General features: G+C 61.9%; 15 protein-coding genes. 6 read left to right on the plus strand and 9 right to left on the minus strand.

What is annotated here, in order from left to right:
- Positions 1 to 386 precede the first annotated feature (386 nt).
- Together ABIG06_RS02675 and ribB are read left to right on the plus strand one after the other, a co-directional pair.
- Positions 387 to 944: an Lrp/AsnC family transcriptional regulator gene (locus tag ABIG06_RS02675; protein ID WP_370134004.1), complete on the plus strand. Its 558-nt coding sequence runs from the start codon at positions 387 to 389 to the stop codon at positions 942 to 944.
- A 142-nt stretch (positions 945 to 1,086) separates the two neighbouring features.
- Positions 1,087 to 2,154: a 3,4-dihydroxy-2-butanone-4-phosphate synthase gene (gene ribB, locus ABIG06_RS02680; protein ID WP_370134006.1), complete on the plus strand. Its 1,068-nt coding sequence runs from the start codon at positions 1,087 to 1,089 to the stop codon at positions 2,152 to 2,154.
- On the opposite strand, the gene ABIG06_RS02685 is transcribed toward ribB, so the two are convergent.
- The gene (locus ABIG06_RS02685; RefSeq protein ID WP_370134008.1) at positions 2,113 to 3,051 is read right to left on the minus strand and encodes an AraC family transcriptional regulator; all 939 of its coding nucleotides are present in this window, start codon (positions 3,049 to 3,051) and stop codon (positions 2,113 to 2,115) included. The genes ribB and ABIG06_RS02685 overlap by 42 nt on opposite strands.
- Positions 3,052 to 3,141: 90 nt before the next feature.
- Here ABIG06_RS02685 and ABIG06_RS02690 point away from each other — a divergent pair, with 90 nt between their 5' ends.
- The 3 genes from ABIG06_RS02690 to ABIG06_RS02700 are packed head-to-tail and all read left to right on the plus strand — an operon-like array spanning position 3,142 to position 6,325.
- Complete coding sequence (locus ABIG06_RS02690; protein WP_370134011.1) at positions 3,142 to 5,211, plus strand: FUSC family protein; 2,070 nt, start codon at positions 3,142 to 3,144, stop codon at positions 5,209 to 5,211.
- Entirely contained in the window at positions 5,208 to 5,426 is a 219-nt protein-coding gene (locus tag ABIG06_RS02695; protein ID WP_370134013.1) for a DUF1656 domain-containing protein, read from the plus strand. The genes ABIG06_RS02690 and ABIG06_RS02695 overlap by 4 nt, the downstream gene beginning before the upstream one ends.
- A complete protein-coding gene (locus tag ABIG06_RS02700; RefSeq protein WP_370134016.1) occupies positions 5,423 to 6,325 on the plus strand; it encodes an efflux RND transporter periplasmic adaptor subunit in 903 nt (300 codons plus the stop codon). Before ABIG06_RS02695 ends, ABIG06_RS02700 begins: the two co-directional genes overlap by 4 nt.
- Positions 6,326 to 6,917: 592 nt before the next feature.
- On the opposite strand, the gene ABIG06_RS02705 is transcribed toward ABIG06_RS02700, so the two are convergent.
- From ABIG06_RS02705 to ABIG06_RS02720, 4 genes are all read right to left on the minus strand, one after another.
- Positions 6,918 to 8,117: a M24 family metallopeptidase gene (locus tag ABIG06_RS02705; RefSeq protein ID WP_370140768.1), complete on the minus strand. Its 1,200-nt coding sequence runs from the start codon at positions 8,115 to 8,117 to the stop codon at positions 6,918 to 6,920.
- Between the two features lie 41 nt (positions 8,118 to 8,158).
- Positions 8,159 to 9,616, minus strand: a complete 1,458-nt coding sequence (locus ABIG06_RS02710; protein ID WP_370134018.1) for an MFS transporter — start codon at positions 9,614 to 9,616, stop codon at positions 8,159 to 8,161.
- Positions 9,579 to 10,358, minus strand: coding sequence for an alpha/beta fold hydrolase (locus ABIG06_RS02715; protein ID WP_370134020.1), 780 nt, complete (start codon positions 10,356 to 10,358; stop codon positions 9,579 to 9,581). Before ABIG06_RS02715 ends, ABIG06_RS02710 begins: the two co-directional genes overlap by 38 nt.
- A gap of 68 nt (positions 10,359 to 10,426) precedes the next feature.
- Positions 10,427 to 12,049, minus strand: a complete 1,623-nt coding sequence (locus ABIG06_RS02720) for an FAD-dependent monooxygenase (protein ID WP_370134023.1) — start codon at positions 12,047 to 12,049, stop codon at positions 10,427 to 10,429.
- Between the two features lie 110 nt (positions 12,050 to 12,159).
- On the opposite strand from ABIG06_RS02720, the gene ABIG06_RS02725 reads away from it, so the two are divergent.
- A complete protein-coding gene (locus ABIG06_RS02725; RefSeq protein WP_370134026.1) occupies positions 12,160 to 13,071 on the plus strand; it encodes a LysR family transcriptional regulator in 912 nt (303 codons plus the stop codon).
- Between the two features lie 281 nt (positions 13,072 to 13,352).
- Here the strand turns inward: ABIG06_RS02725 and ABIG06_RS02730 are convergent, their stop codons facing one another.
- From ABIG06_RS02730 to ABIG06_RS02745, 4 genes are all read right to left on the minus strand, one after another.
- Positions 13,353 to 14,081, minus strand: a complete 729-nt coding sequence (locus ABIG06_RS02730) for a class I SAM-dependent methyltransferase (protein ID WP_370134029.1) — start codon at positions 14,079 to 14,081, stop codon at positions 13,353 to 13,355.
- Positions 14,082 to 14,732: 651 nt separating this feature from the next.
- Entirely contained in the window at positions 14,733 to 16,373 is a 1,641-nt protein-coding gene (locus ABIG06_RS02735; protein WP_370134031.1) for a thiamine pyrophosphate-binding protein, read from the minus strand.
- 68 nt (positions 16,374 to 16,441) lie between these two features.
- Positions 16,442 to 17,719, minus strand: coding sequence for a TRAP transporter large permease (locus tag ABIG06_RS02740; RefSeq protein WP_370134034.1), 1,278 nt, complete (start codon positions 17,717 to 17,719; stop codon positions 16,442 to 16,444).
- Positions 17,719 to 18,285: a TRAP transporter small permease gene (locus ABIG06_RS02745; protein ID WP_370134037.1), complete on the minus strand. Its 567-nt coding sequence runs from the start codon at positions 18,283 to 18,285 to the stop codon at positions 17,719 to 17,721. The genes ABIG06_RS02740 and ABIG06_RS02745 overlap by 1 nt, the downstream gene beginning before the upstream one ends.
- Between the last annotated feature and the right edge of the window lie 9 nt (positions 18,286 to 18,294).

Genomic DNA, 18,294 nt, shown 5'->3' on the forward strand with positions numbered 1-18,294 from the left:
TCTCGACATCGAGCTCTGCTGCAAGTCCCGTCAAGTGACATGGGGAGCCAATCGATGGAGCGGCGGGCATTACATCTTGACCGAATCCGTGGATCAACGTCGGCCTGCATATCGCATAGGCAAAAAATGTATCGGAAGTAGGCAACTAACCTCCTGATCGCAATGCACAATGCGAAGGTTGACGGTTTTTCGATACAAATCGACGATTTGTCGAAATCCCACAAGCGCAATTGCGGTTAGCTTTTACCGCGCGATTGTCATCACCCCACAAACGACGGTGATACGCGCCGCAGAAGACTGCCATACTTGGGAGATACGCGATGTCGACAACCTCTCTCGACAGAATAGATATCAAGATCCTCAACGAGCTCCAGCAGAATGCGAGCTTGACCAATGTCGAGCTCGCATCACGCGTCAATCTCTCGCCGTCGCCGTGTCTGGCACGCGTCAGAACACTCGAAAAACTCGGCGTGATCGATCGACGGATCGCCCTTCTCGATCCCGCCGTGCTCGGCATTGGTGTAACGGCTTTCATCCACATCAAGCTGGAAAAGCAGGTCCAGGCGTCCCTCGAGAATTTCACCCGATCCATCGACCGGCTGGCCCAGGTAATGGAATGCTATCTCATGACCGGTGAGAGCGACTACATGCTCCGCGTCATGGCGGCCGACATCGAAGATCTCGAAGACCTGATTGTCAACAAACTATCCCGCATTCCCGGCGTCAGCAGCATTCGATCAAATCTGGCCCTCAAGCGCATTTCGCACAAGACCGTGCTGCCGATCGACGCCAATCGGCCGGTCACCGTCAAGGCTTGCGCCACCCCCTCGCGCCCTCTGGAGCGATCACCAAGACCCCGATACGACCCAACCGGTCCTTTGCTGTCCGATGCGCCGGTCGGGCTCGACACCAATCGTCCCAGCTACAGCGTGGAAAGGCTATGAGGCGCCCCGCCATGGGCTCCGGCCAGTTGGCAATAATGGTGAAGTTAAGATCGGCAGAGTGCTCGAGCGGCGCTGCGAGCCTGACAATCTGCACACGACCCAACGCGAGCACCCGTCGGTTCCAGCGAGCAGAGCGACCGAGATGACGGGATCGATCGAAGCGGCCCTGCAGGCGCTCGCCGACGGCGAAATCGTCGTGGTCACCGACGACGACGATCGCGAGGGCGAAGGGGACCTCGTCGTTGCCGCCTCGCGGTGTACGGCTGAGAAGATGGCCTTCATCATTCGCCATACATCGGGAATCGTCTGCGCTCCGATTACTCTCGAAGACGCGAGACGCCTGCGGCTTGACCCGATGGTTGTCAACAACGACTCGGCGCACACCACGGCGTTCACCGTGTCAGTGGACTACCGGCCGGATAACGGTACGGGCATCTCGGCCGAAGAGCGGGCCTCGTGCTGCCGTGCACTCGCCAACCCCAACGCTGGCGCCGGCGATTTTTGCCGGCCGGGACACGTTTTCCCGCTGATCGCAAAAGAAGGGGGCGTACTCATGCGCTCGGGTCACACCGAGGCCGCCGTCGACCTGTGCAGACTGGCAGGTCTCGAGCCGGTCGGTGTCATCAGCGAACTGATGAACGACGATGGCTCGGTGATGAAGGGTCCGCAAGTCGCGGCGTTCGCAGACAAGCACAAGCTGAAACAGGTCACCATAGCAGACCTCATCAGCTTCCGGCAGGCCCGCGAGACGCTGATCGAGCGCGTCTCGAGCGTCACGGCGGAGAGCTCGATCGGCCCGCTCCAAGGCTATTCGTATCGCTCGCCGTTCGACCCCATTCATCACGTCGCCTATATCTACGGAGAACTGGGCGACGGCACCAACGTCCTCACGCGCTTCTACAAACCCAACATCCTGCGCGATTTGTTCTCGGGTCAGGAACAGGCCAAGATGAACGTCATTCTGCAACGCTTCAAGGATAATGGCAGCGGCGTGCTCGTCTATCTGCGCGACGGGGCGGCGGGCGTTCCGCCTGCGCCGCTAGGCCCGGCCAGTTCGCGCGAAGACGACCGTAATCGGCAATGGCGCGAGATCGGCGTCGGCGCCCAGATCCTGCGGGATCTCAAGATCAGCTCCATCCGTCACCTCACGTCGTCGACGCATCACCTGTCAGGCTTCGGCATCGAGATCGTCCGAAACGAAGCGCTCTAACTCCAGCCATCCGCGTTTCGAAAGTCCATTGAGCGCGTCCCGCACCTCAGGCATCCGGCTAAGCTTGCAGTTCGTCTTGCGGCAGGTCTCTACCGGGCCGGTCTGGCCGGCCTCGCGCTCGGAGAAGTAGCGCGCCGGCGATTTGCCAAGCGCCTTCTTGAACATGGTGATGAACGCGCTCACCGACTCGTAGCCGAGCGCCTCGGACACGGACTGAACCGCGTTGCCAGCAGACAATTTCTGGATGGCGACGATGATCTGAAGCTGCTGACGCCAGCGACTGAAGGTCATGCCGGTCTCGGCGAGCACAATGCGCATCAGCGTCCGCTCGCCGAGCGCGACGGCTTGCGCCCACTCCGCCACGGTCCTACGGTCGGCCGGATTGTCCATCAAGGCATCGGCGATCATACGCAGTTTCGAACTCCGCGTGATCGGAAGATGCAGCCGTTCGGTCGGCATGGCGATCAACTCGTTGAGGAGCACCGCGGCGATCTGCGCGGGCGGGCCGTCGGGATCGTAGAGCGGGGGCAGCGTTGCCATCCGATGGATCAGCTCGTGCAACAGCGGTGAGATCGACAGCGTGCAGCATTCCTGCGGCACGCTCGCCGCATCCATGTCCACATAGAGAAACAGCAGGCTGGCGTTGCCGCTGACGCGATTGCTGTGGGGCATACCGCCGGGAATCCAGACGCCGCAGCGCGGCGGGACCATCCACAGGCCGCTCGGCACTTCGCACGTCACACCGCCGCGCTGGGCGAGGACGAGCTGTCCCTTGCGATGGATGTGAACCGGCAGTTCGTCCTCCTGCTCCCGGGTATCCACCATGCCGGCCACGATCGGACGGTCCAAAATGTCAGGATCGAACCGCCGATAGTGCTGATAGAGCGTGCCGCGCATTGTCATCCTTTAGCAATTAATTGGCAGAATAACGAAATTCTCTCGACGCAGCAACGCCTATGGTCTCCGTGCTTCACGGACGATCACATCATGCCTTCACCATTTCTGTCTCGGCTTCTCGCAACAGCAGCGCCCGGCCGGCTCGACCCGAAATGGGCGCTGTTCTCGGCGAACTCCTTCATCGCGGCAATGCTCGCGATCTATTTTGCCTTCCGGCTCGGATTGGAGCGGCCGTATTGGGCGATGCTCACGGTCTATCTGACCGCACAGCCGTTGGCCGGCGCGGTTCGGTCACGCGCCGTCTACCGCTTCGTCGGGACATTGCTGGGCGCCTGCGTGGCGCTGGCGCTGGTCCCGATCCTGGTCGATCAACCCGCGTTATTGTCGGTTGCCGTTACCGCATGGGCCGGACTCTGCCTCTATATCTCCTTGCAGGACCGCACGCCGCGCAGCTATGCTTTCCTGCTGGCAGGCTACACCGCGACGACAATCGCGTTCTCGAACGTCAACGTTCCGGCGATGGTATTTGTGACCGCGCTGTCGCGTGTCGAGGAGATCCTGCTCGGCATCGGCTGTGCGACCCTGGTGCACACCCTGCTGTTCCCGAGCGACGTCACTACTCCTGTGCTGAAATCCCTCTGCGCCGCATTGTCGGACGCCTTCGCCCGGACCACCGATGTGCTCTGCGCGCGCGTCGACAAGGCACCGAATACGGGACGCTGGAAGCTCGCTGCGGACATCACGCAAATCGAGATCCTGTCGACGCACCTGCGCTACGACACCGCCGCGAGCAAGCCGGACCTGCGCGCCATCGGTGCCGTGCAGGACCAGCTCGCATTGGTCTTGCCGATGCTGCTGTCGGTGGAGGACGGACTCGCCGCCCTGGGAGAGCGGCGCTCGGCCGAGTTGAACCACCTGCTGTCTGAACTCGCCGACTGGACACGTGTGCCGGAGCGATCACCGGCCACTTCCGACGAACTGATCAGAAAGTGCACATCGTTCGAAGCGACCTGTTGCGACGATCGCAGCGAATGGGATCGGCTGATCGAGGCCGGAACCGCGGCCAGATTGGCCACGCTGATCGAAGCGCTGGCTGCCGCGCGAAGCCTGTCGCGCGCATTGCACAGCGGTGCTCACGCTGCCACTTGGAGCCAAGCTGGCCTGCGGGATCGACACGTGAGGCGACGCCTGCACAGCGATCCCGGCCTTGCCGTGCTGTCGGTCCTGGCTCTTGGCGTCGCCGTGCTCGGCTGCTGCACGGTCTGGATCACGACGGCCTGGCCGGAAGGCGGCGTCGCCACGCAAATCGCCGCCATCGCCGCGGCGCTCTACAGCAGCCTCGACGATCCCGCGCCAACGCTGATTTCCTACGCGCTCTGGACGCTGGCCTGCCTACCGATCGCCGCGATCTACCTGTTCGTGATCTTCCCGGCCATCACCGGCTTTCCGATGCTGGTGTTCTCGCTGGCGCCGACCTTTCTGGTGATCGGCTATCTGCAGGCCAATCCCCGGCATTTCATCAAGGCGCTGGCGCTCGGTCTTGGACTGATCAGCGCGCTCGACCTCCAGAACAAATTCAGCGCCGACTTCGCTCTGTTCATCAATAGCAATGCGGCTGCGATGATCGGACTTCTCACAGCGTTCATCGCAATTCGATTGCTGCGTTCACTGTCGGCATCGGGAGCGGCGCAGCGTCTGCTGTGCCACGGCTGGTCCGATCTGGCGAGGCTGGCTGCTGCACGGCGGCCGATGAGCCGCGCCAGATGGACCAGCATCATGCTTGATCGATTCGGCCTGGTGATCCCTCGGCTGGCTGGCGCGACGACGGACATCGCGGTTGAAGCCCGTCCCTTGGCCGCGCTGCAAATCGGCCTCGATCTGCTCGCGCTCAGGCAAGCCGCAGTGCACGAGGACGCGCGCAGCGACCCTGGCCTCCAGCAGCTTCTGCCGATGCTGTCGCAGGCATTCCGCTGGCTGGCCCGCGGCAACGCGAAACTGAAGCCTGACGATGCGCGCGCCCTTCTGGCCGCGATCGACAACGCGCTGTGCGACACGCGCAAAGACACGACCGCCTGCCAGCAGCGAACGCTCGCGCTGATCGGGCTGCGTCGGACGATGTTTCCGGATGCTCATGCTTTGTCCAGCAAGGCCATGCCATGAACGAGGAAATCGCCATTGCCGGCGTCTACGTTCCGACGTTAGCGCTGGCCTGTGCTTGTGCGCTCGCGGCCTGCTTTATCGCCCCCGCAGCCAACCGCAAATTCATCGGCGTCCATATTCGAAGGTATGCGTGGCACCCCGCGCTGTTCGACTTCGCCGTCTTCGTCATTCTGACCAATATCTTCTACGCTGTTCTGGGAAAGCTGCCGCTATGACAACGATGAGTTCGATGTTTCCCCGCATGATGCTCACTGTCCTGATGGTGAGCGTCGCGGCACCGGTCGGCATCGGCATGTGGGAGCACAACGAGGCGGCACCATGGACACGGGACGGCCGCGTCCGCGCCGACATCATCGCCGTTGCCGCCGATGTCTCCGGGCTGGTCGACGAGGTGCTGGTCAGGGACAATCAGGTCGTCCGCAAGGGTGATATCTTGCTGCGGCTGAATCCCGACCGTTTCCGCCTCGCTGTCCGACAAGCAGAGGCGTCTCTGGCCAACCGCGGAGCCGCCGCGGAGAAAGCAGCGAGCGACCGTGCACGATACGAGAAGCTGAGCGAAGGTGTGGTGTCGCAGCAACAGCGCGAGACGATCCGCGCTACGGATTTGCAAGCCAAGGCGCTTTATGGTCAGGCCGTGGCCGACCTTCAGATCGCGCGGCTCGATCTCGATCGATCCGAAATCCGGGCACCCGCGAACGGCCGCGTGACCAATTTCGATTTACGGCCCGGCACCTATCTCGCGGCGGGGCGCGGCATCATGGCCCTGATCGACATCGACACCCTGCGTGTCGAAGGCTATTTCGAGGAGACCAAGATCCCGCGGATCCACCTCGGTGACGCCGTTGACGTGAAGCTGATGAGCGGAACGACGCTGAGCGGTCGGGTCGAGAGTATCGCTGGCGGAATCGAGGACCGCGATCGAAGTTTGGGGTCCAGCCTGCTCGCCAGCGTCAATCCATCGTTCTCCTGGGTCAGGCTCGCCCAGCGCATTCCGGCTCGGGTCCGCATCCCGCGCAAAGATGTCGATCGCCTGATCGTCGGAACGACTGCGACGGTGCAAGTCAATGTTGGAAACCGCAACGCACCGCCAAACACCATGGGCGTTCTACGGTAACGCTCGGTAACGCGCTCAGCCGGCGCCGAGAAAATCTAATGAAAAAAAGCCGAACGGCGCGCCATTCAGAACAAAACTGCGAACTCGTTATTGAGATTGCTTTATAATTCCGGCTCACGCCCCGTCCTGGATCTCGGCTACCGCTGCAGAAATGGGCTGAAGGCGCTGAGTTGGACCGTGAATTTTTCGAGCGATCCAAGGGATCGAGCCTACAAACTCGATTGAGAGGTTGAAGACGTGGCTGGGGCGGGAGGGATCGAACCTCCGAATGGCGGAATCAAAATCAGTTTGATTATTGATTCCAATGCCAATTTGGAAAATCTCACGCAATTCGCCAATTACTTAGCAGGCATTTCCAAATGGAGAGCTGCTCCTTCGGCACGCATCAGAGCGCAGGGGTGCGTGCGTTCTAATGCGAAGAGAGATTGCGAGCCCCTGCGCTTCCGATAGAGCCGCTGATAAAAATGCATCTACGGATTAAGCACAATCAATGACTTGCAGGTCGCACCGCTGTCCTTGGGCAATCGTCGCACGACCATGCGCTCGATTGCATTGCCGTCATCCGAGCGGGCCTGCCGCACTAGCGGCGTTTTTACCTCACCGCCGTACCACCTAAATTCCAGCCGCGGCCGCCTTCGCCGAAGATTTCGTGCCCGGTTGCGGTCACGGCCACCGTGTCCTCGAGCTTGATGAAACCGCGCCTCGGATGCTTCATCGTGGTTTCCACCGAGATCACCATGCCGGCCTCGAGCGCCCGCTCCGCATCATAGGCGTCGTAGCGAACCGGGCCGGTCGCGGTCAGCCGCGGCGCCTCGTGGCTGACGAGGCCCATGCCGTGGGCGAGGAACTCGGTGTGCTCGTGCTGGCTTGTCTCCTTCAGCGCGCGTTCGGCGGCGGTGTAGATCGCCCCGCCCATGGCGCCGGTCTTGATCACGGCAAAGGCCGCGCGCTGCACGGCTTCGATCTCGGCAAGCAGATCCTTCAGTTCCTGATCGGGATCGCCAAGCACGGCCATGCGGGCGAGATCACCGATATAGCCGTGATAGTTGCCGCCGGAATCGAGCGAGAGCACGTCGCCCTCCTCCCAGCGCTGCTCCGACGGCGCCCGGTTGTGGCTCGCGCCTGCCGCCAGCAGGCAATATTCGAACGTCAATCCGCGCTTGACCTCCGCAACCTTCAGCGCGTCGAACAGCTGCCGCTTGGTGGTGCCGGGGCCGTGATGGGCGATGACGTCGAGCATGGACGCGATCACGAGATCGGAAGCCGTGCGCAGCTTGGCCAGTTCCGCCGGCGTCTTCACCGCGCGCAGCCGCTCCAGCACGAACAGCGCATCCTTGATCTCGCTGTCCGGAAACGCGTCACGCAGCGCGTTGCCGGCATCCATCGGCAGGAAAGCCACCTCGACGCCGATGCGCTTGGCGGGAACGCCGCTCTTGCGGATGATCTCCACCGCGCTTGCGATCGCATCGACGGAGCCGTTGCCGGAGATGCGCACCTCCTTAAGCCATGGCTGCTCCAGCTGGCGCTGATAGGTCTCCATGCGATGGGCGACATAGCCGGCCTTGTCCGGCGCACCCTTGGCATAGATGACCACGGGCAGATAGCGGCTGACGCCGAGCGCATCCATGTAGTCGAAGAAGATCGCGCGCTCGATATCGAGCATGTATTGCACATTGTGCTTGGAGGTGACGAGCAGCAGGTCGAGGCCTGCCTGCTCCATCAGCCGATCAAGCTTGCCGGTGTCGAAGGGGATGGCACGGGAGGCCGTTCGGGGGTGGACGCGCTTTTGCATCATGCATGGCCTTGTTTGTTATGATGGAACTTCAAGCGAAGCTAAGTCGGCGTCGGCCGCGCCGCAACGCCCTCCGGCTCGCCGCCGATGCTGACGGCCACGGTTCCCGCGGTCTCACCGCCTTGCGGCGCATCCAAGGCCAACGGCCGGCCATGGGTTTCGAGGCCGACCAGCGTGAAGGCAAGCCCGATCGCAAGACCGCAGGCGGCCAAAAACAGGAACGCGGGCGTCACCGCGTCGATGGTGGCTTTCGGAGTGATCAGGTTCGAGGTGCCCGCGATAAGTGCCAGACACAACGGGCCTGCGATCTTGCCGACGCCGTTCGCCGCCTGCGCGAGGCCGACGCCGCGCGCACTCAAGCGAACCGGGAAGATCTCGGCTGAGTAGGGAGCGATGTTTGCGAAGCCGCCGTCGAAGAACAAGGCAGCCGGGATCAGCAGCACGACAAAAGCGGGATAGCCGAACAGGGTGCTGTCGAAAAATACACCCGCAGTACCGAGCGACACCGCAATGCCGTAGCCCATGATCGCGCCGCAACGCCGCCGTCCGATCCATTGCGGCAGCACCGAGAAGATGGCCCGTCCGGCCATGCCTGTGAGCGAAACGATCACGAACAAATGAGCGGCCTCGCCCGGCGATACCCCCGTCAACAACGCGACGATCGTCGGTCCCCACAGAAACACGCCGTAGTTAGCGGTGCTGGCGCCGAACCAGACAATCACCGTCAGCCAGAAGCGCCTTGGCTCCACAAGCAACTCGGAGAAACCCGCACCTTGCGCGCGGACGGCGCGTTCGACCGTCGGCGGGGGCAAGGCATCGGGCGCTACTCGCAGGGCGCGCGCCACGATTCGGCGCGCATCAGCATCGCGACCGCGCGACACCAGCCAGCGTACCGATTCCGGCATGATCAGCGCGATCAGGAGCGCCGGCACGAGCGGCAGGAAGCCCAATGCGGCAAGCCCCCGCCAGCCAATATGCTGCAGCAGCGTCGCCGCCGAGAGCGAGGCAGCGAGGATGCCGAGCGAGACCGGGATCACGGTGGCGCTGGTGACCACGGTCCGATGGCGAGTCGGCGTATATTCGACGATCAGAGGCACCGCGACGGACGCAGCGGCACCGACGCCGAAACCGACGAAGAAGCGGAGTACGGCGAAGGTGACCCAGGCGCCATCGGCAATGAAGGAGACCGAGCCTGCACTCAACGCGCACAAGGTGACGCCGGCCACCAGCAGTGCCTTGCGTCCGAAGCGATCTGCGAGCGCGCCCCATGCCAGCGATCCCAGAATGGCGCCCACGCCTGCAGCGAGCAGGATCAGCGAGGTCTGCCCGAAGCTCAACTGCCATTGCGGCGCCAGAACAGCGACCAGGAAGCCGACGACGAAATAGTCGAAATAGTCGAACATGCTGGTAGAGACGCTGAGTGCGATGCTGATCCAGTAACGCGCATCGAGCCGCGCTTGGTCATAGGCCGTTACCAGATCCTCCTTGACTTCCACCATGGTCGTTCTCCTCCGCGGTATCTTCTGCTTCTTTGCTTTTTAGAAAGGCGATCACCGGTGCCGCGACCGCGGCCGGATCCTGGATAATGCCGACATGGCCGACGCCGTCGATCACCGCGGTTCGTGCCCCCGCAATCTCGCGCGCCAGCGACAGCGTGTGCGCCGGTGGGATCAGGCGATCGTCCCGGCCGGCCAGCACCAGCGTCGGCGCTTGGATATCGGCGAGCGATATCGCTGTCGGTTGCGCCAATACCGCGCTGCGGCGCTCGCGCTGGCCGGCATCGCGCTTGTTGCCCGTGAAAATGCGGAGCGCCTGCGGGTTGGTCGCTATGTAGTCCGGCGGGAAGAAATACTCGGCGAAGGCCGGCAGCGACTCCGGCAACTTCGCCCGCAACTCGGCAAACCGGGGAAAACCATCGGGATTGATCGACGCCACCGATACGCCCACACGAAACGTCGAGGAGAGCACCAGGCGGTCGATCCGCGCGGGGTGCCGGACCGCCGCCACCTGAGCAATGGCGCCGCCGAAAGAGGTGCCGAACACGTGGGCGCGGGTCAGGCCGAGCGCTGTTACGAGGGCGGCGAGATCGTCCGCAAGCTCGCCAAAACCATAGGGCGTGGCCGGATTGCGCGTGCCGCCGGAATCGCGCTGGTCATAGGCGATGACGGTGAAATGCGGCTCGAGCTGGCCAGCAAACGCATCGAACATGGAATGATCGGCTTCCGCGCCGTGCAGCAGCACCAGCGGCGGACCTTCGCCCGAGCGCTTGAGGCTGATCGAGATGCCGTTGGCTTCTATGCGCTCCATGGCTAGTGCAACACGGTCTGCAGCGCGGCGGCGAGCTCGCGCGCGGGGTTTTCCGGGATGTAAGGAATGCGCCAGGCTACATGGCCGTCAGGCCGCACCAGCACGGCGCCGCGCGGACCCATCTGGATCCCGTCGGAGGAATGCGCATTCGGCAGCTGCTGCAGGTTCAGCCGAATGCCTGTCTTCTCCGACACGGCGCGGCCCACCTCCAGCCAGGCCCCGCCGAGCGGGCCGGCGACCACCGTGAACTCCTTGTCGAACCAGTCGAGCGTGGAGTGTTTCCGCGCCATATCGAGCCACAGATGCGGGAAGCGCCCGCCCGGCCGATCGGACGGGAAATAGTAGCGCGTCAGATACCCGCCGCGCGGCGTGCCGTCGGGGATGACCGCGCCCTCCTCATAGGAAAAGCCGAGCCCCTGGCCGATCGAGTGCAGGTGATTGTCGAGATCGTTGACCCAGAAGCGGATGCGGTCCTCATTGCCCGAGCGCACCGCATCATCGAGCCGTCGAAAGCGGATCAGGTTGCCGTAGGAGAAGTCGGCGTTGGATTGCGCCACCGGCCGGCGCTCGACGTCGTAGCTGTCGAGCAACTTCTCGGAGGCGATCCCGCGCAACACGTAAGCGAGCTTCCAGGCGAGGTTGTGAGCATCCTGCACGCCGGAGTTCAAGCCGAAGCCGCCGGTCGGCGGGAAACGATGTGCGGCATCGCCGACCACGAAGACCCGGTTTTTCTTGAACTGCGACGCGACCTGCCTGCTCATGCGCCAGATCGATCGGTTGAGCAGCGTGACATCGAGATCGGGCACGCCGACATGGGTGCGGATGATCTCGACGGTCTCGGCATCGGTCCACGGCCGCGGCCGCTCGTCCTTCTCCTCGCCGATCTGGATCACCGACAGCCAGCGGTCGCGGCCGTTGGTGTTGAGAATGCCGGCTCGCCGCGGCATGCCCGGCTTGTCGCTATAGACCTGGTAGCCGGCCGCCTCGCGCGTGATCGGAAAGCGCGACAGATCGGCGCGCCAATATTCGTTGAGCATCACCGCAAGCGTCGCCGGCCCCACCATGTCGATGCCGGCGCGGCGTCGGGTCTGGCTCCCGGCGCCGTCGCAGGCCAGGAGATATTTGGCCTTCCAGAACTCGCTGCGGCCGGTTTCCACCGAGCGGATCTCGCAGATGACGCCGTCCTCGACTTCCTCGAAACCCATGAACTCGGTCGAGAAATGTACCTCCACCAGCTTGGAGCGGGCCACGACCTTGTGTATCTCCTCCTCCACCGCGTCCTGCGCGACCAGCGATTTCCAGGCCGGCGTCTGGCCGAGATTGGGCTCGGGACGCGAGCGGCTGATCTCGCGGCCGGCGATGCTTTCGACCTGCACGAACATGTCGGTGGAATCCTGCAGGCCGCGGTCGCGGATCGCCTGCTCGAGGCCCCATTGGCGGAAAATCTCCATGGTGCGCACCCAGCAGCCGCGCGATTTCGGATGATCCGTGGTGGTGGGGCTCTTCTCGACGATGACGGCGTCGATGCCGAAGCGATCGAGCAGAAGCCCCATCGCAAGTCCGACCGGCCCGCCGCCCACGATCATGATAGATGTGCGGCGTTGCGTCTCAGAAGACGTGCCCATCGACGTTTCCTTCCCCATTGGTCTTGTTGGCGGCAGGATGCGCCGTTTTTGACATCTCGCAAGAATATGTTTGATATGCTTCCGATCTCGTTTCGAGATGGAGGCCGTCAATGGACCTGCGCCAGCTCCGCTACTTCATCGCCGTGGCCGAGCGCGGCGGCTTTGGCGCAGCGGCAAGCAGTGTCAACGTCGCGCAATCCGCGCTCAGCCGGCACATCAAGGAGCTGGAATACGAGCTCGGCGGCGCGCTCTTGACGCGCACCGCGCGCGGCGTCGCGGTGACGGAGTCCGGCAAGGTGCTGTTCGAGCGCGGACGCTGGCTGCTCGGCCTGGTCGAGGACATCAAGGCCGAGGTGCGCACCGAGAACCGCGAGCCGAGCGGCACCGTGCGGCTCGGCGCGCCGCCTTCCCTCGGCGAAGTGTTCTATCCGCCGCTCGCCCAACTGGTCGTCGAACGGCTTCCGCGCGTGAGCCTGGAGCTCAGCGAGGGACTGACCGAATTGGCCAGCGATCGGCTGCTGCGCGGCCAGCTCGATCTCGCCATCCTCACCTCGCCGATGCCGAACGATCACCTCGATTACGACACGCTTGTCGTCGAGCAGACCTACCTGATCGGTCCGCCGCGCGATCCTCTGCTCAAGCGCGGCAAGCTCACGCGCGCCGAATTCGAGACCCTGCCACGCGCCGTGCTGCCGCTGAGCCGCTCGCCATTTCCGCCGGAGGTCGCGAGCCGATTGCGCGTCGACAGCTCGATCTCCATGAAGCGCATGGTGGCCTCGGGACTCGGCTATGCGCTGATGCCCTATTCCGGAATCTATCGCGAGGTGGCGGCCGGCGCGCTTTCGGCCGTTCCGCTGTCTTGGATGAATGCAAACCGCATCCTGGCCTTGCCGCGTGGCCGTCCCGTCAGCCGGGCCACGCGCGAGACCATGGCGCTCTTGAAGGAGATTTGCGGTGATTTGATCCGCGACGGCATCATCCGACCCAGCCGGGGCGCGCGCGCCGGGAAGACCAATATCTGATCAAGCGTCGAGCAAGCTCTTCACACGAGCGGCACAGCATCAATAAAGACGAACTTTCGCCCCAGCCGGCGCTACGGAGTTGGCTGAAGTATCACGCTGTCGGTCAGCCTCGTGCTGCTTTCGGGCCTTGGTTTTTTTGCGACCGTACTGATGAACCAGATCGAACGAGCCCTGCTCGATTGGCAGTGACAGTACATCACGTTAACACCCCGAATGGCAGCATGCGGACGCTGCGGCCAATTTACAATCATGCGCACATCAGACAAGAACTCCGATATATGCTATCGTCTTGCGGATATGAGAAGCATCATGGGCCTTTCTAATTCTTCCTCCAAAGCTGGGTTTTCGCTGATTTGCTCCAGCGATGGCGCGAACTCTTCCACGGCTTTGATTGTAAATCCGGCATGAATCAGTGCGTTGAGTGTCGTGCCAACGGTCCGATGATACTTGACTACTCCTTTTACAAACCAGTCGGTCCGGCGCTCGCCTTCAATAGCGTAGCGGTTCACAGGCCAAGTCTTCCGACCGTCCTCATCCTTGGTCCATCGCGGGTTGGCGGCCGCCATGAAAATCGGATGCTCGATGGTAAAGACGAAATCGGCTCCAGGCACGAGCGACCGATGGACCATGCGAACGAGGCGCTCGAAATTGCAAATATAGTGAAATGTTAAGGCGCTATAAGCGAGATCGAAAGTCGCTTGGGGCAACTCAAGCGTTTCGAGATCTGCGGTGCGGTAAGTGATCGCATTGTCACTCGTCATCTCTTGTGCGCGCGAGATCATGTTTTCGGACAAGTCGATGCCGAGAACGGATGTCGCACCCTGTTCACGCATCCAGCGAGAAGCCCAGCCGAAACCGCAACCAAGGTCGACGATCCGTTTATCGGCCAGGTCAGGAAGTAGAGCGCGTATCGCCGGCCATTCAGGAGCGCCGGAAAGGCCCTGAACTTGCCTGGGAAGCTGGCTGTAGCCGGAAAAGAAGTTCGGATTGTCGTAGATATTTTGTGCCATGATAGCTCCATCAAAACATGATGGGACGAGGCACACGTCATGTGGATAACCTCGTCCTAAGGGCGAGGCCTAGGTATCGTTCCGCTATCGATATTAAAGCGCTCGATGTCCCGGCATCCCGCGTTCTGGAATGCCGGCGAACCGGGAGACAATATGGGTATCCTTCTCGACCATTCAGCAAGGATATTATCCGATGCCGTTGGCGTCAACGCCGCATTTGGCCTCTCCGGGCCGAAGTTTGAGTTCGTCAAGACTTCCGCACTTCGGCCCAGAGCCCGTTTGAGAATGTTCAGGGATGGATGACGCATCGGGCGCGCCGAACTTCAGGTACTCTAATCCACACCTCGACAATGAATTTCAGTAGAACGTCGACCGCTTCGAATTCAGTTGCCTCAACCCATCGCGAAAACTACCGCTTGCGCGAGGGATTAGCGCAAAATCGCGGAATTCTTCGGTGGCCTTCCGGATACTGCGAGAGCTGTGGCGTAGAAATGGCGGAGAGAGTGTCAGTCACCGCCCGTCGGAAATAGAGTATTTTTGACTTCCCCAGACCAGAACCAGCCGTTCGAGCCACGGCCGGGACATAGAGTTGTGCCTTAGACATAGGCACCCGACGACTGGTCTATTCGCAAGGACAACCGTCTGAACGCATTAAATTGTTAGTTTGATGGTCGGAGCCGCAGCGCTTTCGATCATGACATTGATCAAGGCCGGCTTTGCGCTCGCGAGTGCGCGATCGAGAGCTCCGGGGAGGTCAGCGGCCCGGTCAACGAACTCCCCGTGCCCGCCGAGCGCTTCGACAACGAGGTCATAGCGCGCCGGAGTGAGATCCATGTTGTGCACACGTTTCGGACCGTACGACCTCAATTGAATCTGGTTCTCCGCATTCCAACAGCCATCGTTCCCCACAACCGCCACGAACGGCAGACGGCATCGAATTGCCGTCTCGAACTCAGCCAAATGGAATCCAAGGCTACCGTCTCCGATCACTGCAAAGATCGGCGCTCTGGGTTCGGCGTAGCGAGCCGCCAAAGCCAATGAGAGCGAACTTCCGATCGCGCCCGAGACGCCGTTCACCATTCGACGTTGCGCCGGAAGCATGCTTTGTGCCCACTGCCCGATCTCGCCTCCGTCGGAGACCAGCACGGCATCCTTGTCGCGATCAACGTAGGGACGCAGGACGCGCAGCAGTTCGGCCGGGTGAAGTCGTCTCTCGGTGGCCGACGACACGGAAGCCCATTCGGAAGGCCTATCTTCCAACGCCGAGCGAGCCTCCTGAAGCCAATCAATGCTTCGCCGGCCCATCGTCGGAACACGCGCGACCAACGTCCGAGCCGCAACCTTCGTGTCCGCTACGCAGCCAATCAGAAGGCGCGAGCCGACCTCATTCATCGCGCGTCCGAGCATAGCCGGATCCGGATCGATGACGATAAGTTTGACGTCCGATCGGTAGTACGGCGGTGCAGCCCATCGAGTGGTGAAATCCAATGATTTGCCCAAAAGCACGACGAGATCTACCCTTTTTACCAGATCTACAAACGCGCCTAGAGCCGCATCGGCCGCCCCGCGCGGGCTTTCCAGGATGACCGCAGGAGCGTTGGTCGCACGTTCCAGTTCCTTGAGAAGCGCGCGTCCATGGACGCCAGAGAGCGAGGGCGGTGCGAAGATGATCGGCCGCTCCGAAGATGCGATCGCGGAGAGTATATTGTCTGCGACTTCCGTTGGGATGTTCGGTACGTCCGATGAGCCGGGAGCTTCGGGCCACACGATTTCGTCCGGTCCAACCACCTCGTCGAGCAAGTCCGACGGCAGGTTGACATTGACAGGTCCGGGGCGGCCTTCCGGAGCCAATCGAAGCGCGTCGCCTATATCTCTTCCAAGCGTAGCGGTCGACTTCGCGGTCCAAGACGCTTTGGTCACGGGCTTTGCCATGTCCGCTTGTCTGATTTCCTGAAAGCCGCCACGCCCCAGTTCCCACGTCGCCGCGTGACCTGAAAGAAGTACCACCGGGGATTCCGCGGCCTGGGCCGCGAACAAGGCTCCGAGTGCGTTTACGTGGCCTGGGCCGCCAGTCACCATCGCCACGCCTGGCTCGCCGGTGACACGACCCCAGCCGTCGGCCATATGCACAGCGGCGGCTTCGTGCCTCACGTGAGTTAGTTGGATCTTCGTGTCGAGAACGGCATCAAAGATGGACATGATGTGATTGCCGGAAAGCGTGAATATCCGTCTGCAACCAAGCCGCTCGAGCGACCTGGCTACGATGTCGGCTCCGCGCAGGTTCTTAGACACGTGGCAATACTCCGCTTCTGCTTTCATTGTCAGGGCGACACGCCCTTTGGCGTTTCGACGCACAGTTCTCAACCGAAGACGTAGTCAGGCAAGAACATGGTGAGGGATGGAACGTAGGTTATGATCGCAAGCACGATCAGCAACAGGACCAGGAATGGCAAGATCCCCTTGATCACTTCGCCTATCGGGGCGTTCGAGATCGTGGCGAGTACGAACAGATTGAGCCCGACCGGAGGATGGATCAACCCAATCTCCATGTTATGGGTAAATATGATCGCGAAATGGATCGGATCGACGCCCAAGGGCTTCAGCACTGGCGCCAACACCGGCAAGATCAGCAACAGCGTTGCCATCACTTCGAGAAAGCAGCCGAGTACAAGCAACAGGATGTTTATCGCAAGCAGAAACTCCCAAGTCGATAGTCCGTGAGCAAGCGTGAACTTGACAAGTCGATCCGGTAGACCGGACTCCGCAACCCAGTGACCGAAGGCCAATGCGCTAGCTACGATCAGCATGATGGCTGCGGCGCTTCGCATCGCCTCTGCCACGACGGCGAGCGTCTGGTCCCATCGAAAGCCACGGTAGTAGAAGAGCGATACGAACATCGCCGTGACCGCCGACAAAGCGGCTGCCTCGGTGACGGTAACCAGACCACCGTAGATCCCAACGATCACGGTGACCGGCACGGACAGAGCCGGCACCGCATGAAGGGTCATCCGGACGCGGTCACGAAGCGGCAGAGCCGGCTCGACTGGAAAGTTTCGCCGTTTGGCGTCATACATGACCCAAAGTATGAATGCAGCCGCCTGAAGCAGGCCAGGCAGGATTCCGGCCACGAAAAGCCGGGGAACGGACTGGTCTGCAACGATCCCATACAATATCAGCGCCAGGCTTGGCGGGACGACGATCCCGATAGTCCCTGAGGCACCGATGACACCGAGCGCAAAGGATCTGGGGTAACCGCGCTCCAACATCGCGGGCAGCAAAATTGTGCCCATGGCTAGAGCCGTGGCAACGCTAGAACCGCAGATCGCGGCGAACAGCGTGCAAGACACGACCGTGACGATACCGAGCGACCCGCGAAATCCGCCGAGCCAGGCAACGGCGAGGTCCACTAAGGCCTGCGCGACTCCTCCAACCCGCATGAACGTCGCTGCCATCACGAACAATGGAAGCGACATCAAAGTCGGCGAATTGAGGTGATCCACGATCAGCTGGGCTGTCCCGACCAGTGGCTGGGAGGAGATCGCGAACAACGCCGCAGCACAGATGCCGAGCACGAGGAAGATTGGTAGGCCCGAGGCCAGCAGGCCGAAGAACGCGGTGAAGAATACGGCTACGGGCATCAGGTTCGGACCGTCTGGATGTCGCCTTCGTCGGCGAGCAGCGCCGCTTCGTGCTGCGGAATGTGTCCGGCGCTCAACATTGAGCCGTCGTAGAAGAACAGGAGGGCCACAAGATGCGCGAGATATCTGATGGACATCAGGGCGCCGGCCGTCGGCAGCGCCGCGTAGTAGACCCACATCGGGAACTGCAGCACGCTCGAGCTTCTCTCGTCCAGCGCCAGCGAGGTGTCGACGACCTGCCAGCCGAACCAACAGAGACCGACAAGGAAAACTAGCGCCACCACACAGTTGAAGATCTCGAGCACTCGTTGCTTCGACGGCGACAGCAGGCGTAGCACTAGATCCGACCGCACGTGCCCGTTTCGCCGGACAAGTTGGCTTGACGTGATCATGACCGCCCAGACGAGCAGATAGACGATGACTTCCTCGGCGTATGAGATCGCGTGGTGAGGCGTCACGTAACGGCCAATCACCTGAATGACGCCGAACGCCAGCGCGGCAATGCCCAGAAGCCCTACGATCGTCTGCTCAACCGAGCTGCACCACCGCTCAATGCGGGTCAGCATTCCTTCGCC

This window comes from Bradyrhizobium sp. USDA 326, from assembly GCF_049739485.1.
Lineage (GTDB): Bacteria > Pseudomonadota > Alphaproteobacteria > Rhizobiales > Xanthobacteraceae > Bradyrhizobium.

Bases quoted from the DNA above. Each gene is read 5' to 3' on its own strand.
- ABIG06_RS02690 (WP_370134011.1), top strand. From the start codon at position 3,142: ATGCCTTCACCATTTCTGTCTCGGCTTCTCGCAACAGCAGCGCCCGGC.
- ribB (WP_370134006.1), top strand. From the start codon at position 1,087: ATGACGGGATCGATCGAAGCGGCCCTGCAGGCGCTCGCCGACGGCGAA.
- ABIG06_RS02745 (WP_370134037.1), bottom strand. From the start codon at position 18,285: ATGCTGACCCGCATTGAGCGGTGGTGCAGCTCGGTTGAGCAGACGATC.
- ABIG06_RS02720 (WP_370134023.1), bottom strand. From the start codon at position 12,049: ATGGGCACGTCTTCTGAGACGCAACGCCGCACATCTATCATGATCGTG.
- ABIG06_RS02730 (WP_370134029.1), bottom strand. From the start codon at position 14,081: ATGGCACAAAATATCTACGACAATCCGAACTTCTTTTCCGGCTACAGC.
- ABIG06_RS02725 (WP_370134026.1), top strand. From the start codon at position 12,160: ATGGACCTGCGCCAGCTCCGCTACTTCATCGCCGTGGCCGAGCGCGGC.
- ABIG06_RS02740 (WP_370134034.1), bottom strand. From the start codon at position 17,719: ATGCCCGTAGCCGTATTCTTCACCGCGTTCTTCGGCCTGCTGGCCTCG.
- ABIG06_RS02685 (WP_370134008.1), bottom strand. From the start codon at position 3,051: ATGCGCGGCACGCTCTATCAGCACTATCGGCGGTTCGATCCTGACATT.
- ABIG06_RS02705 (WP_370140768.1), bottom strand. From the start codon at position 8,117: ATGCAAAAGCGCGTCCACCCCCGAACGGCCTCCCGTGCCATCCCCTTC.
- ABIG06_RS02710 (WP_370134018.1), bottom strand. From the start codon at position 9,616: ATGGTGGAAGTCAAGGAGGATCTGGTAACGGCCTATGACCAAGCGCGG.
- ABIG06_RS02695 (WP_370134013.1), top strand. From the start codon at position 5,208: ATGAACGAGGAAATCGCCATTGCCGGCGTCTACGTTCCGACGTTAGCG.
- ABIG06_RS02700 (WP_370134016.1), top strand. From the start codon at position 5,423: ATGACAACGATGAGTTCGATGTTTCCCCGCATGATGCTCACTGTCCTG.